11 protein-coding genes are annotated in these 15,343 nt (G+C 64.8%); 6 read left to right on the top strand and 5 right to left on the bottom strand.

Features of this window, described 5'->3' with window-relative positions:
- Positions 1 to 109 precede the first annotated feature (109 nt).
- Complete coding sequence (locus AABA84_RS24650; protein ID WP_338313505.1) at positions 110 to 964, bottom strand: cysteine rich repeat-containing protein; 855 nt, start codon at positions 962 to 964, stop codon at positions 110 to 112.
- A 212-nt stretch (positions 965 to 1,176) separates the two neighbouring features.
- Positions 1,177 to 2,178 carry an NADP-dependent oxidoreductase gene (locus AABA84_RS24655; RefSeq protein ID WP_338313506.1) on the bottom strand — a complete coding sequence of 334 codons (1,002 nt, stop codon included), beginning with the start codon at positions 2,176 to 2,178 and terminating at the stop codon, positions 1,177 to 1,179.
- Between the two features lie 212 nt (positions 2,179 to 2,390).
- Between AABA84_RS24655 and AABA84_RS24660 the strand changes: the two genes are divergently transcribed.
- Together AABA84_RS24660 and AABA84_RS24665 are read left to right on the top strand one after the other, a co-directional pair.
- The gene (locus AABA84_RS24660; RefSeq protein ID WP_212247517.1) at positions 2,391 to 3,689 is read left to right on the top strand and encodes a dicarboxylate/amino acid:cation symporter; all 1,299 of its coding nucleotides are present in this window, start codon (positions 2,391 to 2,393) and stop codon (positions 3,687 to 3,689) included.
- Positions 3,690 to 3,698: 9 nt separating this feature from the next.
- Positions 3,699 to 4,640 carry an amino acid ABC transporter substrate-binding protein gene (locus tag AABA84_RS24665; protein ID WP_338313507.1) on the top strand — a complete coding sequence of 314 codons (942 nt, stop codon included), beginning with the start codon at positions 3,699 to 3,701 and terminating at the stop codon, positions 4,638 to 4,640.
- A 186-nt stretch (positions 4,641 to 4,826) separates the two neighbouring features.
- On the opposite strand, the gene AABA84_RS24670 is transcribed toward AABA84_RS24665, so the two are convergent.
- Positions 4,827 to 5,642, bottom strand: coding sequence for an ATP-grasp domain-containing protein (locus AABA84_RS24670; RefSeq protein WP_338313508.1), 816 nt, complete (start codon positions 5,640 to 5,642; stop codon positions 4,827 to 4,829).
- Positions 5,643 to 6,026: 384 nt separating this feature from the next.
- Between AABA84_RS24670 and AABA84_RS24675 the strand changes: the two genes are divergently transcribed.
- The 3 genes from AABA84_RS24675 to AABA84_RS24685 all read left to right on the top strand — a co-directional run bounded on the left by AABA84_RS24675 (position 6,027) and on the right by AABA84_RS24685 (position 9,243).
- Positions 6,027 to 6,800: a ferredoxin--NADP reductase gene (locus tag AABA84_RS24675; protein ID WP_212247508.1), complete on the top strand. Its 774-nt coding sequence runs from the start codon at positions 6,027 to 6,029 to the stop codon at positions 6,798 to 6,800.
- A 412-nt stretch (positions 6,801 to 7,212) separates the two neighbouring features.
- On the top strand, positions 7,213 to 8,925 hold the full coding sequence (locus tag AABA84_RS24680) for an FMN-binding glutamate synthase family protein (RefSeq protein ID WP_338313509.1): 1,713 nt from the start codon (positions 7,213 to 7,215) through the stop codon (positions 8,923 to 8,925).
- Positions 8,926 to 9,003: 78 nt separating this feature from the next.
- Entirely contained in the window at positions 9,004 to 9,243 is a 240-nt protein-coding gene (locus tag AABA84_RS24685; RefSeq protein WP_212247505.1) for a PilZ domain-containing protein, read from the top strand.
- A gap of 34 nt (positions 9,244 to 9,277) precedes the next feature.
- Here the strand turns inward: AABA84_RS24685 and AABA84_RS24690 are convergent, their stop codons facing one another.
- On the bottom strand, positions 9,278 to 10,573 hold the full coding sequence (locus AABA84_RS24690; protein WP_212247503.1) for a hemolysin family protein: 1,296 nt from the start codon (positions 10,571 to 10,573) through the stop codon (positions 9,278 to 9,280).
- Positions 10,574 to 10,814: 241 nt separating this feature from the next.
- On the opposite strand from AABA84_RS24690, the gene AABA84_RS24695 reads away from it, so the two are divergent.
- On the top strand, positions 10,815 to 12,890 hold the full coding sequence (locus AABA84_RS24695; RefSeq protein WP_212247501.1) for a methyl-accepting chemotaxis protein: 2,076 nt from the start codon (positions 10,815 to 10,817) through the stop codon (positions 12,888 to 12,890).
- A gap of 106 nt (positions 12,891 to 12,996) precedes the next feature.
- On the opposite strand, the gene AABA84_RS24700 is transcribed toward AABA84_RS24695, so the two are convergent.
- Positions 12,997 to 14,961: a carbohydrate porin gene (locus AABA84_RS24700; RefSeq protein WP_338313510.1), complete on the bottom strand. Its 1,965-nt coding sequence runs from the start codon at positions 14,959 to 14,961 to the stop codon at positions 12,997 to 12,999.
- Positions 14,962 to 15,343: the final 382 nt, after the last annotated feature.

The raw sequence follows: 15,343 nt of genomic DNA on the forward strand, positions 1-15,343 counted from the left end.
TTGTCGTGATCGAAATCGGATATCTGCAAAAGCTTTGTCGTTGCAGGCGTGCGGGAAATTCATCCGCACGCCCTCCGTCATTGTCGCGCGCCTTCGCGCGTGCGCTGCATCATCTCGCGGCGAAGGGCGCGAGCACGTCCCTGCAGGCCGGCGAGAGCGATGCCGCCCTGTTGGAAAGGCATTGTATGATGCGGCCGCCGCCGGGCGCCACGCCGGCACAGACCGTGCGGATATCGGCGCCGCAGGCCGAGCGCGCGATGAACAGCTCCTCGCGCGGCAATAGCGGTCGCAGGACGATCACGGCTGGCGCGGCCGCCGGTGCAGCTGCCGCCGCAGGCGCTGCGCCCGCGGGTGCCGCCGTTGCTGCCGTGCCGCCCCCGGCTGCAGCGCTGACGGCCTTCTCGCAGGCCGGTGAAACCCTGGCCTTGTTCTTCTCCAGGCATTCGAGTGCCGCCGCGCCGCCCGGCGGCACGCTGGCGCACACTTTGGGATAATCGGCGCGGCACGCACTCTTGACAGCTGCAATCTCCGCGCTGCTCGGTTGCTTCGCCGCAGCCGCCTTCGGCGCCGGTGCGGCGGCGGGCTTTGCAGCGGGCGCGGATTCAGCCTTCGGCGCGGCAGGAGCCGCCTCGGTTTTGGGCGTCGCTTCCTTCGGCGCAGCCTCGGTCTTCGGCGCGGCGGGAGTGGCTTCGGTCTTCGGAGCCGCAGCAGGCTCGACCGCGCGAACCGCGGTCTGGCATCCCGATGACAGGCTCGACATGTTCTTCTTCAGGCATTGATAAGCCTCCACGCCGCCGGGCGTGACGCTTGCGCAATGTGCCATGAAGTCCGAGCGGCATGCGGACCGGATGGCGCTCTTCTGAGCCTCGGTCGGCGCTTGCGCGAATGCGCCTGTTGCAGTTGCGAAGAGCGTGGCCGCCAGCAACGCGGCGCGCGTTGATGCATGTTTCAACGTGTTGAACATTTGAGTGAATTCCTGCCCTGTCGGTAACGCTGAAGCTTTATCAAAAGTGATGCAAACAATCGTCGCGAGCGGTGGCGCGCGAAGCGGCATCTTTGGCCGCTTCTGTTTCTACCGCAAGTCAATATTGCCGGCGCAATTGCGACGTAACTAGAGCATGATCCGGAGAAGTGTGCAGCGGTTTTCCGAAAAGATCATGCTCAAACAATACGTCGCTAGAGCTTGACCATCCGCTTGCCGCGGTTCTCGCCCGCAAGCAATCCGATCAGCGCCTTCGGCGTGTTCGCAAGGCCCTCGATGATGTCCTCCTGCACCTTCAGTCTGCCGGATTTGACCCAGGCCTGGAGATCGGCGAGCGCGCGCGGGCTGTCCTTCATGTAATCCATCACGATGAAGCCCTGCATGACGAGCCGCTTCACCACGATCAGCCCCGGCACGCCGCGCGGGCCGTGCGCGGAGGGCGCGCCATCATATTGCGAGATCGCGCCGCAGCAGGCGATGCGGCCGTAATTGTTCATCTGTGGCAGGCAGGCTTCCAGAATGTCGCCGCCGACATTGTCGAAATAAACGTCGATGCCTTTCGGAGCGGCTGCCCGCAGCGCCTTGAACACGGCGCCGTCCTTGTAGTCCACGGCCGCATCGAAGCCGAGCTCGCCAGTCAGCCAGTTGCACTTGTCCGCGCCGCCGGCGATGCCGATCACGCGGCATCCCTTGATCTTGGCGATCTGCCCGACGATCGAGCCGACCGAGCCTGCGGCCGCCGAGACCACGACCGTCTCTCCGTCTTTCGGCTTGCCGACCTCCAGCAGGCCGAAATAGGCGGTGAGGCCGGCGATGCCGAACACGCTGAGCAGATGCGTCATCGGCTCGAGCTTCGGCATCTTGGTGAGATGCTTTGCGGGCACCGCGGCAAACTCCTGCCAGCCGGTGTCGCCGAACACGATGTCGCCCGCCGCAAGCCCCTCGGCTTTCGAGCTGACGACCTCGGCGATGGCTCCGCCGGCCATCACGCTGTTGGCCTCGACCGCGGAGCGATAGGTCGCGCCGTGCATCCAGGCGCGGTTGGCGGCGTCGAGCGAGATGTATCGCACGCGCAGCAGGGCTTCGCCGTCCTTCGGCTCCGGCACTGTGCTCTCCACCATCTTGAAATGCTCGGGGCCGAGCTTGCCGCTGGGTTTTTCGACCAGCAGAATCTGGCGATTGATGTTGCCGCTCATGGCGTTTCCCTCTTTGATCGTCTTGACGATTATTGATGCAGCCGCCGCAAGCAAAACGTGCAGGCCGCATGCGTTGTGCGCTGCATGAAGGCTAGATCGCGGCGTTCCATTTCACAACGGGAACATCCTGACAACGCGATCACACGCAAAGCGTGTTGCGTCGCTGTGATATCTGCGACATCATGAAGCGCCGGTGTACGTGGGGGTAAGCGATGGCGAACAGGTTCACGCAATACATTCTGGCCGCGATGGTGCTCGGCATCATCATGGGGTCGGCAATCTACAACTTCCTGCCCGACACGCGCGCCGACTGGGCCTCCTCCATCAACCTGATTGCCATGATGTTCCTGCGCCTGATCAAGATGATCATCGCGCCCTTGGTGTTCGCGACCCTGGTCGGCGGCATCGCGCATATGGGCTCGGGCTCCAAGCTCGGCCGCATCTTCGCCAAGACCATGGGCTGGTTCGTCAGCGCCTCCTTCGTGTCGCTGCTGCTGGGACTCATCATGGTCAATCTGCTGCAGCCCGGCGCGAATTTCCCCGGCACGCTGCCCGCGGCGGGCCAATCGACCGGCCTGCCGGTCTCGGCCTTCTCGATCGAGAAATTCCTGACCCATCTGATCCCGACCTCGATCGCGGACGCGATGGCGCAGAACGAGATCCTGCAGATCGTGATCTTCGCGGTGTTCTTCTCCGTGGCGATGGGCGCGATGCCCGAGCGCTCCAAGCCGATCCTGGCGCTGATCGACGACATCGGCCACATCATGCTGAAGGTGACGAGCTACGTGATGCTGTTCGCGCCGCTCGCCGTGTGGGCCGCCATCACCGCGACGGTGGCGAAGAACGGCCTGCTGGTGCTCTGGAAGCTCGTCGTCTTCATGGGCGGCTTCTATCTCTCGCTGATGATCCTGTGGGGCATCCTGATCATCGTCGGCTTCATCGTGATCGGGCCGCGCTACAGCCATCTGTTGAAGCTGATCCGCGAGCCTCTGATGATCGCGTTCTCGACCGCGAGCTCGGAGGCCGCCTACCCGAAGACGCTGGAGGGGCTCAACCGGTTCGGCGCCTCGTCGCGGATCTCGAGCTTCGTGCTGCCGCTGGGCTATTCCTTCAATCTCGACGGCACGATGATGTACTGCACCTTCGCAAGTGTCTTCATCGCGCAGAGCTACCACATCGACATGCCGCTCGGCACCCAGCTTGCGATGCTGGCGACGCTGATGATCACCTCCAAGGGCGTCGCCGGCGTGCCGCGCGCCTCGCTCGTCGTGATCGCCTCGACGCTGGCGCAGTTCAACATCCCCGAGGCGGGCCTCTTGATGATCATGGGCATCGACACCTTCCTGGACATGGGGCGCAGCGCCACCAACGTGATCGGCAACACGCTCGCGACCTCGGTCGTGGCCAAATGGGAAGGCGAGCTCGGGCCCGAGCACGAGCTCGGACCCGGTGACGTCGTGCCCGAGGACATGGTGCCGGGCGAGGTGCCCGCGATGGCCGGCCATGGGTAGGAGCGAACCATGGGCCAGACACTGGCGAGGTCACTGACCTCAGGCGGGTTGTTGCTCGCAGCATCGTTGCTCGCGACGTCCTTGTTCGCGACCTCGGCATCCGCGCAGACCGGCGGCGAAGGGCTCAGCCCGACGCTGTCGGCCATCAAGAGGGCGCACACCGTGCGGCTCGGCTATCGCGAGAGCTCGCCGCCGTTCTCCTTCCTCGACCAGTCGGGCCGTCCGATCGGCTACAGCCTCGAGCTCTGCGAGGCCATCGTCGAGGAGATCGGCGTCGAGGTCGACGATCCCAATCTGAAGATCGACTACGTCAAGGTCACCTCGGACGACCGCATCGACGCCGTGCTCCAGAACAAGATCGACCTGGAATGCGGCTCGACCACCGCCAATGCGGAGCGCGGCAAGCGCGTCGCGTTCTCGCCCTTGATGTTCGTCGCCGGCACCAAGCTGATGGTGCCGAAGACATCCAGCGCGCAGTCGCTCACCGATCTGAAGGGCAAGACCATCGTGGTGACGAAGGGCACCACCAACGAACAGGCGATCCAGGCAGCCGACAAGAAATTCTCATTGGGGCTCAGCATCGCCGTCGGCGCCGATCACGAGCAATCCTACCAGATGCTCGCCGATGGCAAGGCCGATGCCTTCGCGACCGACGACATCCTGCTCTTCGGCCTGATCGCGCGCCACAAGGCGCAGGACAGGTTCCGCGTCACCGGCGATTATCTGTCCTACGACCCCTACGGCATCATGTTCAGGAAGGGCGAGCCGCAGCTCGCCGCATTGGTCGAGCGCACCTTCCGCAAGCTCGGCTCCAACCGCGACCTCGTCCCGCTCTACAACAAATGGTTCACCACCAGGCTTCCGACCGGCGAACGCCTGAACGTGCCGATCTCGCTGCAGCTGGAAGAGGCGTTCAAGGCGATGGACGATTCAGCGAGCGCGAATAATTAGACGGCGGTTCGCTCTCTCTCCCTCATCCTGAGGCGCGCGCTCGGCGGTGCAAGCGCACCGCCGAGCAAGCCTCGAAGGATGAACGGCCGAGCTGGCAGCCGGGCCGTCGCCCTTCGAGGGCCGCTGAAGAAGCTGCCACCTCCAGCGCAACGGCCTTGCCGTTGCGCTGGAGGTGACGGTGATGGGTCATCGTTCGCTGTGCACTCGATCGAACACCCGATCCAGCGCCGCATCATACGTCGCCTGCACCAGCGCCGGATACAGCTTGCCCAGCGCCTCCATCATCACGCCGGAATTGATCTCGAGCACGCGCCAATCACCGTCAACGCACACCAGGTCGATCGACGAGAAGGTGATGCCGATGGCGCGCGCGGCATCGATTGCCAGCTTCACGCAGGCCGTTCGAACCTCGCTGTCGTCCAGCAATATCGGCTTCGCGCCGGCATCGAGATTGTGTCGCCAATCGGTGCCGCGCTGCTTGCTGTAGACGACGAGGGGCGCCTCATCGAGCAGCACCACACGGACCTCGTCCTCGATCGCGACATAGGGCGAGATCACGAGCCCGGCGCTCATCGAGAAAACCTCGCTGGCTGCGTGGTCGAGTTCCGCCTCTGTCGTCACCTTGAACACCGATCGCCCCGATGTCCCCTCGTTCGGCTTCACCACCGCGCCTTGCGGATGATCCCGGAGCAGCCCAAGCATGGCCTCTCGCCAGCCGTGGCCAACAACGTTCCTGCCCAGCTTCGGATTGAGGAAGAGGTGATGGGGAATGCAGGGCACGCCCGCGAGCGCCAGCGCCTCTGATGTCGCCGATTTGTCGTTGGCGAGGCGATGGGCGATGGCGCTGTTGAGGCCGATGTCGTAGCCGAAGGCGAAGCGCCGCTCATCGCCCCGGCGCATCGCGATCAGCCAGCCGTCGGCGCGGACATCGACCGCGATGCCATGCCCCGCGCAATAGCGCCTGATCGCCTCGACGAAGATTCGCTCGTCGCTTGCCGCCATGTGTTTCTGTCGCGTTTCAGACGTTCCTGGCGCCAAAAGCCGCAAAAATGCGGGAAACGGCGCCGAACCAGGGTGAAAGTCAGAGCTATTCTTAATGAAATTCTCGCGAGCGCGACGGAAATTAAGTGCTGCATTCGAACGCTGCAGGGAAAAGAAATTGCCCGCCGCGCGCGCCCGACAGCAGATTCATTAACAATATGGCCAATTCCGCCGCAAATGCCGGTTTGACCGGCATCAATTGCATCCGGAACGAGGTTGATTATTGGTCTCAATGGCGTAGATCACACACGCGAAATCCTCCGCCATGGCAATGGTGTCCGCCCCGTTTCAGGGCCGGGCAACGCTTTTGCCCTAAAACCGCAATTATTCGGAATATCGAAAATCATGAGCGCGTTTTACCGAGAGAAGGTTCTTTCCGTCCAGCACTGGACCGACACGCTGTTCAGCTTCCGCGCCACGCGCGATACCGGCTTCCGTTTCCAGAACGGCCAGTTCGCGATGATCGGCCTCGAGATCGACGGCCGTCCGCTGCTGCGCGCCTACAGCATGGCGAGCGCCAACCACGAGGAAGAGCTCGAGTTCTTCTCGATCAAGGTGCAGGACGGCCCGCTGACCTCGCGCCTGCAGAAGATCAAGGAAGGCGACACCATCCTGGTCGGCCGCAAGGCGACCGGAACCCTGATCACCGATAACCTGCTTCCCGGCAAGCGGCTGATGCTGCTCTCGACCGGAACGGGCCTCGCGCCGTTCGCGAGTCTGATCAAGGACCCCGAGGTCTATGACCAGTTCGAGTCCATCGTGCTGGTGCACGGCTGCCGCCAGGTCTCCGAGCTCGCCTATGGCGAGAAGCTGGTCGCTTCCTTGCGCGAGGACGAGCTGTTCGGCGAGCTGCTCGCGGACAAGCTGATCTACTACCCGACCGTGACCCGCGAACCCTTCCGCAACCGCGGCCGTATCACCGACCTCATCAGCTCCGAGCAGATCTTCAACGACATCGGACAGTCGCCCCTCGACATCGCCACCGACCGCATCATGATGTGCGGCAGCCCGGGCATGCTGGAAGAGCTGAAGGTGATGTTCGAAGGCCGCGACTTCATCGAGGGCAGCGGCAACAAGCCCGGCCATTTCGTGATCGAGAAGGCGTTCGTCGAGCGGTAAGCTCTTTTGAAGAAGCGGCGCAATCGCGCGCCACACTCAACTCGTCGTCCCGGACAAGCGCAGCGAAGCGGAGCGCCGATCCGGGACCCATAACCACAGGCCGTGGTTATGCGAAGGGTCGGAGTGACAGTCTTCTCTCACCACGAAATCCTGTGGTTATGGGTCCCGGGTCTGCGCTTACGCTTGCCCGGGACGACAGTTTAACTTGTGGAATGCAATGTGGCCCACGCTGCCCATTCAAGGCCCCTGTGGCCGCCGCCCCTTCTTCCCAGCCGCCCCTCTGCTGCACTGCAAAACCCGCCCATCGGGCTGATTGATTTATCTCGGCCGAATTCGCTAGCCTGAAACAAGGGCCGCGTCATATCCGTATGACAGGCAAGGGCGTATCGTACCGCCTCATGCTGGCGAGAGGATGGGAATCGTGGCCGACGACACCAAGACGCAGAACTCCTCCCAACACTCCGCCCATAAGCGCCTGCCGCTGGCGGAGGAGGGGATCATGGAAACCCTGCTGCTGCCATTCTCGCCGCGCTTCATCGTCCTGACGATCTGCGCGGTCGTCACCGCGCTCCTGATCGGCATCGGCATCGCCGACCGCAAGATCTTCGACATCCTGCTGGTGCCGATCCTGATCTTCGGCGCGCTGACGCTGCTCGGCGTCCGCGATCTCCTGCAGAAGAGCCACGCGGTGCTGCGCAACTATCCGATTTCGGCGCATATCCGCTTCCTGCTCGAAGAGATCCGCCCCGAGATGCGGCAGTATTTCTTCGAGAGCGAGAAGGACGGCATGCCGTTCTCGCGCGACACCCGCGCGGTGGTGTATCAGCGCGCCAAGATGGAGCTCGACAAGCGTCCGTTCGGCACCCAGGAGGACGTCTACCGCCAGGGCTACGAGTGGATGCACCACTCGGTCTCGCCGAAGGCGCATGCCGCGGAGAAGTTCCGCATCAGCATTGGTGGTCCCGACTGCAAGGAGCCCTATTCGGCCTCGGTGTTCAACATTTCCGCGATGAGCTTTGGCGCGCTCAGCCCCAACGCAGTGCGCGCGCTCAATGCGGGTGCCAGGAAGGGCGGCTTCGCGCACGACACCGGCGAGGGCGGCGTCAGCCCCTATCACCGCGAGATGGGCGGCGACATCATCTGGGAGATCGGCTCCGGCTATTTCGGCTGCCGTCATCTCGACGGCAGCTTCGATCCCGAGGCGTTCGCGCGCGTCGCCGGCGACGACCAGATCAAGATGGTCGAGCTCAAGGTCAGCCAGGGCGCCAAGCCCGGTCATGGCGGCGTGCTGCCCGCGGCAAAGGTCTCGGAGGAGATCTCCAAGATCCGCGGCGTCGCGATGGGCGAGGACTGCATCTCGCCGGCCTCGCACCGCGCGTTCTCGACGCCTGTTGGCATGATGCAGTTCATCGCCGAGATGCGGCGCCTGTCCGGCGGCAAGCCGGCCGGATTCAAGCTGTGCATCGGCCATCCCTGGGAATTCCTGGCGATCTGCAAGGCGATGCTCCAGACCGGCATCTATCCGGATTTCATCGTGGTCGACGGCAACGAAGGCGGCACCGGCGCGGCGCCGCTGGAGTTCATGGACCATCTGGGCATGCCGATGCGCGAGGGCGTCAATTTCGTCCACAACGCGCTGATCGGCATCAATGCGCGCGACCGCATCAGGATCGGTGCGTCCGGCAAGATCGCCACCGCCTTCGATATGGCGCGCGCGATGGCGATCGGCGCGGACTATTGCAACTCGGCGCGCGGCTTCATGTTCTCGCTCGGCTGCATCCAGTCGCTGAGCTGCCACACCGACCGCTGTCCGACCGGGGTGGCCACGCAGGACCCGACGCGCGCGCGTGCGCTTTACGTGCCGCTCAAGATCGACCGCGTGCACAATTATCATCACGCGACGCTGCATTCGCTGACCGAGCTGATCGCCGCGGCGGGCCTCGAGCATCCGCAGCAGCTGCGCCCGATTCACTTCACCCAGCGCACCTCGACGACCGATGTGAAATCCTTCGCGCAGCTCTATCCGGTGCTGCGTCCGGGCGAGCTGCTCGACGGCACGGACGACCCGCGCTTCCGCGACGCCTGGCGGATGGCGCAGGCGGAGACGTTCCAGCCGGCGCTGTAAGGCGTCGCTTGGCCCGTGGCGGCACCGAGCGGAGCTGGCATTTAAGGTTTTGTTCAACTTTGGGTGTAGATTGTGCCCATGGACGAGCGGCGCGACAAGGCGAGACATCGCGTGCTGAAGGCCGGAACGATCGAGTTCGGCGGCGGCGCGATCGACTGCACCGTCCGCAACCTCTCCGACACCGGCGCCGCGCTCGACGTCACCAGCCCGGTCGGCATCCCCGACCATTTCACCCTGTTCGTCCAGGCTGACGGAACGCATCTCGCCTGCAGAGTGGTCTGGCGCAAGGAGAAGCGGATCGGCGTGAAGTTCGGGTGAGGATGGAGTTGGCGCTCGCATAAGCGCGCTCGAACTACCCCGTCTCGACCTCACTCAACCGGCTCGCCAGAATCTTGTCGATCCGCCGCCCGTCGAGATCGACCACCTCGATGTGCCAGCCGCCGAAGTCGAAGGCATCGCCGGTGTCGGGCAGCGCGTTGAACTGTTGCAGCACCAGGCCCGCCACCGTGTTGTAGCGGTGCGCCGGCAATTCGACGCCGAGCAGTTCGCCGAATTCGTCGACCGGCATCCAGCCGGCGATCAGCAGCGAGTCGTCGGCACGCCTGACGAAGGCCGGCTCCGGCGGTCCCTCCTCCGAATGGAAGGCGCCGACGATCGATTCGAGGATGTCGGCGGCCGTCACCATGCCTTCGAAGCCGCCGTATTCGTCGTAGACGAAACCGACGTGAACCGGCGCAGCTCTGAGGATGGTCACCACGTCGCGCGCGTCTGCCGACGCCGGGATGCCGGGCGCCTCGCGCACGAGCGCACGCAGGTCCGGCGTCCGTTCGTTCATATAGGCAACCAGCAGATCCTTGGCCTGGAGCACGCCGATCGGCTTGTCGCGGTCGCCGTCGGAGACGGGAAAGCGCGAATGCGGGCTCTTGGCGATGATCTCCTGGATGACGGCGGGATCGTCGTTGAGGTCGATCTCGTCGACGTCCGTGCGCGGCGTCATCACCGCGCCGACCGGCCGGTCACCGAGCCGCATCACGCCGGCGATCATCTCCTTCTCACCGGGCTCGAGCACGCCTGCGCTTTCGGCCTCGCTGACGAGGTGATGGATCTCGTCCTCGGAGACCTTCTCCTCGGCCTTGCCGCCGCGGCCGAGCAGAGTGAGGATCAGCTTGCCCGAGAGATCGAGCAGGAAGACGAGCGGCAGCGAGACCTTCGCAAGCACATGCATGGCGGGCGCGACCCTGACCGCGATGCTTTCGGGGTCGCGCAGCGCCACCTGCTTCGGCACCAGCTCGCCGACGATCAGGGTGGCGTAGGTGATCAGCGTGACGACGATGCCGACGCCGACGATGTCGGCAATTCCCGCGGACAGGCCGAGTTCGAGCAGCCACAGCGTCAGCCGCTGCCCGAGGGTCGCGCCGGAGAACGCACCGGAGAGCACGCCGACCAGCGTGATGCCGATCTGCACCGTGGAGAGGAACTTGCCGGGATCGGCGGCCAGCGTCAGCGCCCGCTCCGCGCCGCGCACGCCCTTGGCGGCGAGCAGCGACAGCCGGGCCGGGCGGGACGAGACCACGGCCAGCTCCGACATGGACAAGAGGCCGTTGATGACGATCAGGACGACGACGATGACGAGTTCGACCGAGAGCATTGACGTTCCGAGGTAAGGGAGTGTGGGCCGGACAGGACGGCGCGTCCCTTGATATAGGTATTCGACGAGGAAATGCCGGCAATTTTGCCGCCTTTGCCACCCCGAGGGAACCTCGCGGCCGCTGGCGTTCCGACGCGCGGGCGCAGCACCCGTGGAACTACGGGAGCGCCGTTGTTTAACGGGCTCTTAGTGGCCGCCGGCTAGTTTTCGACATTGCAGAAATCTATTCGGGGGACCCAAGATGCGCATCGGGAAACTTTTCGCGTTGTCGATGCTGACGGTGACGGTTTTCGCAGTCATCCTCGGCGCCGAGGTGCTGATACCCCAGACGCGCATCTTCACGAACCGCTCGGACGCGATCAAGACCGTCGATGCCTTTGGCGCGACCCTGATGGTCAGCCAGCACGTCGCCGGCCTTCGCGCCCCCTATATCGGTCCGATCTTCCAGGAAGCCGCGGCGACGCCAGCCCAGATCGAAGCGGCCGGGAAGGCCGCGAAGGCCGCCGAGGCCGGCTTCGAGGCTGCAAGGCGCGCCATCCTGGTGCTGGATGACGGCGGAGCGATTGTCGAGAATCTCGACCGTGCCGCACGGCGGCTGAAGGAGGTCACCACGGCCGCAGACCGGGCGATGAGCGCCCCCCTGGCGGCGCGCGATGGTGCTGTGATCAAGGGCTTCCTGCCTGGTGTTGCCGACGTCATCGGCAACATCGAACCGGTCCTGAACCGGCTCGAAGCGAAAGTCATCAACGCCGATTCCTCGCTCGCGGCGCTGTTGAGCCTGGCGCGGACGGCCCAGGACCTGCGTGTTGCGGCCGGCAGCCGAGCCGCCACGCTATCGCCGGCGCTGTCCGCGAGCCGCCCGCTCACGGCGACCGAATTGTCGCTGATGGATCGCATGCAAGGCCGCGTGGAGGCCGACCGCGAGCGTATCGAGGCCGGCATCGACCAACTCGGAAATCCCCCCCGCATCGCGACCGCGCTGAAGGCGGCAACGGAATCGTATTTTGGAAAAGCTGCGGCTGCCGTGGACAAGGAGATTCCCGCAGCCCGAAGTGACGGCAAGTACAGCAGCAACGCCGACGAGCTGGCGAAGGTCATCGTGCCGGCCATCCAGATGTTCTACGGCGTGCGTGATGCCGCATTGGCCGAAGCGGCCGATCGTGCCTCGGCCGCGCGCGATGGCGCGCTGGCGATGCTCGCGCTCGCAGGCGTGGTGGTGCTGGCGCTGCTTGGGACGCTCGGTGGCGTGACCATGATGCTGCGCAGGCGCGTGGTGACGCCGCTCAGCCGGCTCGCGGACGTCATTGGAACGCTTGCCGCCGGACAGCACGACGTCGAGATCCCCGCGACGGGCCGCAATGACGAGATCGGCCAGGTGGCGGGCTCGCTGCAGCACTTCAAGGATTCACTGCTCGCCAAGAAGGCGGCCGACGAGGCGGCCGCGGTCGAAGCCGACGCGAAGCTCCGGCGCAGCCAGCGCATGGACCAGATCGCGCGCGATTTCGAGGCCATGATCGGCGACGTGATCAACACGGTGTCGTCGGCTTCCTCGGAGCTGGAAGTGTCCGCGGGAACGCTGACGAGCACGGCCGATCAATCGGAGAAGGTCACCGCGACCGTCGCGGCGGCGTCCGAGCAGGCCTCCACCAACGTGCAGACCGTTGCCGCGGCGGCCGAGGAGATGGCCTCGTCGGTCGACGAGATCAGCCGGCAGGTGCAGGATTCCGCGCGCATCGCCGGCGAGGCGGTGCAGCAGGCGGGGCGGACCAACGATTACGTCGGCGAGCTCGCCAAGGCCGCGGGGCGGATCGGCGACGTCGTCGAGCTCATCAGCCAGATCGCAGGCCAGACCAATCTCCTGGCTCTCAACGCCACCATCGAGGCGGCGCGCGCCGGCGAGGCCGGGCGCGGCTTTGCGGTGGTCGCCTCCGAGGTCAAGGCGCTGGCCGAGCAGACCGCCAAGGCCACCGGCGAGATCAGCCAGCAGATCACGGGAATCCAGACCGCGACGGAGGACTCCGTCGGCGCCATCAGGTCGATCAGCGATACGATCTCCCGCATGTCCGAGATTGCGTCCGCAATCGCCGCGGCGGTCGAGGAGCAGGGCGCAGCGACGCGGGAGATTTCCCGCAACGTGCAGCAGGCCGCGCGCGGCACCCAGCAGGTCTCCGCCAGCATCGTCGACGTGCAGCGCGGCGCGAGCCAGACCGGATCGGCCTCCTCCAACGTTCTCGCATCGGCCAGATCGCTGTCGGGCGAGAGCAGCCGTCTCAAGGTCGAGGTCGGAAAGTTCCTGGACGCAATCCGCGCGGCGTAGAGCGTAGCGAGATCAGGGTTGGTTGCTACAACGAAGGTGCACTCCCTCTCCCGCCTGCGGGAGAGGTGAACGGCCACCACCTTATTTCAAGGCGCTGAGCTACCGATCAGAACTCGCCGTGCAGCCGTCCCGAGAATACCGACACCGGTCCGCGGTCGGCGTTGTAGGCGGGATTGACGATGAGCTGGTAGTCGGCGGTGAAGGTCAGCGCCTTGTTCAGCGCGTAGGCGTAGTAGGTCTCCAATACGCGCTCGCGGCGGTAGTTGAGCTGGCCGTCGCCGATGAGGGGGCCGAGCCCGCCGGCTGCAATGAAGTCGCGATGGTCCTGCGAGAGGGCATTGATGGCGCCGGCGATGGCGACGACGTCGTCGGGCCGGCCCCATCTCGCTCCCTTGACCGAGACGCCGCCGGACAGGCTGCGATCGATGTCGGTGAAGGCCATGATCTCGTTGCGGCCGTCGTTCCAGCTCCAGCGGCCGAACACGCCGATGTCGTCCGTTATCGCCTGTTCGACGTTGAGCGCGTAGCCGTATTTGATACGGCCGCGACGAGTCTGGCTGATATCGACCCCGAACGCGGGATTATCCAGTGTCTCACGGTAGCTGCCGGAATGGGCGCTGTTGAAGAAGCCGAGCGTGCGCAGCTTGCCGGGCAGGCCGAACAGCGAATAGCGCGTCTCGAGCTCCATCACATATTCGCCGCGTCGACCAACGTTCATGTCGAAATTGCTGGAGTTCGATTCTGCGCCGATCAGGAAGTAGCCGGCGCGCAGCGCCCATTGCTTCTGGTTCAATTCGGCGGTCGCGCCATAGCCGAGGCCGAGCTTGTCGGCGGCATAGTCGAAGGCGCCGGAAGCCCAGATCGACCAGTTCATGAAATCCTTGCGCGGATCGTGCGCGTAGGAATTGCCGTCGAACACGTCGACCACGGAGAATTTGCCGACCTGCAAGGTCAGACGCGAGACATCGACCTTGCTGGCGAGCTGAAGCTGGCCGCTGGCAAGCTCCTCCTGCTCGCCGCCGAAGCCGAAGGTGTGGCGCACGAACAGCCGCGAGGCGTTGAAATGCGGATAGGGGAAGCCGGACTTCTGCGCTTCGCCGTTGGGGAAGCCCGCGGCACCGGTGGTGTTGTTGAAGCCGAAACCCTGCAGCAGCTCGGGATTGAAATAGACCTCGCCGCCGTCCCACAGCCGCGCATTCAGATAGAGCGAATTGCTCCAGGTCTGCTGAAAATCGGGCGACGGAAGCAGGCTGTTCGTTCCGGTATAGGGCGCATGGAACGCGGGGTAGCCCTGCCCAAGCGCGGTCGACTGGCCGTGGATCTCCCAGCGGTTGGATTCGGTGTCGGTGACGTCGGATTTCGGGTTGTAGGTCGGCACGCCCGGCCAGTCGATCTTGCGGTTGAGGCCGATCCGCAGGCTGTGAAAATCCATCGACGACGAATATTGCGCGCCGGAGGGGAAGGTGACGCTGGCGTTCTCGAATTTGCTGTAGAGATATTCGAGCCGCGCGCTCCAGTGCGGCGCGAAGGCGTGTTCGACGCCGCCGCCTGCGGTCCAGCCGAACCGCGTGTGCAGCACCTTCTCCTCGACGCCGCCGTTCGGCGTCGAGAGAAAGCGCTCGCCGGTGAAAGCCGCGCCGCCGGTGGCGTAGAGCAGCCAATTGCCTTGGGCGTAGCCGAGCCGCGCGCGCAGGCTCGCAACATAGTCCCAGCGTTCCTCCGCGGCCGACAGCGCGGTCGCCGTCGACGACACGACGTGGTTGGAAGGCATGTAGTTCGGAAAGGAGATGTCGCCCTCGACGCCGAGCAGGAGGCCCGAGTTGAGGCGCCAATTGTAGCCGGCCTGGACGCCGCCGGTCGCGCCGGTGAACACGTTGTTGTCGGTTGCGAGCGTTGGATCGGTCAGCGTCGCGGCGGATGTGCCGTGGGTGAAGCCGGCATGCGCGCCGATATAGAGGCCGGTCCAGTCGTAGACCGCCTTCAGCGCCGGGGCTTTGAGCGGCAGATCGGCCGCGCGGCCCATCGCGGGAAAAGCCAGTACGCCCGAGGCAATCGCCGCGGCCGTCCGCAAGTACCTGTAACGGTGACCTCTCAACGTCAAAACGCACGCCCCCAAAACGCGAATGTTGCCCACCCGCTGCGATATCCCTGCCGATTCGCGGCGATCCTGTCATCAGGTACTGGTGCCCGCGCAATCGGCCGAGATGATCTCGGTTCGACACGGGTTCTTCCCAAGCCCCTGAGCTTGTTGCGAACCTTATTGCGATTAATTCGCAATAGCAACTGATGCGGATTGCCGCAGATGATGGTTCGCACCTCTGTGTGACGGGACTGCAACAAATCGCGGCCCAAAACGAATGACCCCGCCCGGGGGGACAGCCGGGCGGGGTCGGGGCACGACACGGGGTGGATGAGGCGCCCGTGTCGGACGCAGGATCCACGTAAGATCGGCC

Source organism: Bradyrhizobium sp. TM239, assembly GCF_036247985.1.
GTDB lineage: Bacteria > Pseudomonadota > Alphaproteobacteria > Rhizobiales > Xanthobacteraceae > Bradyrhizobium > Bradyrhizobium ottawaense.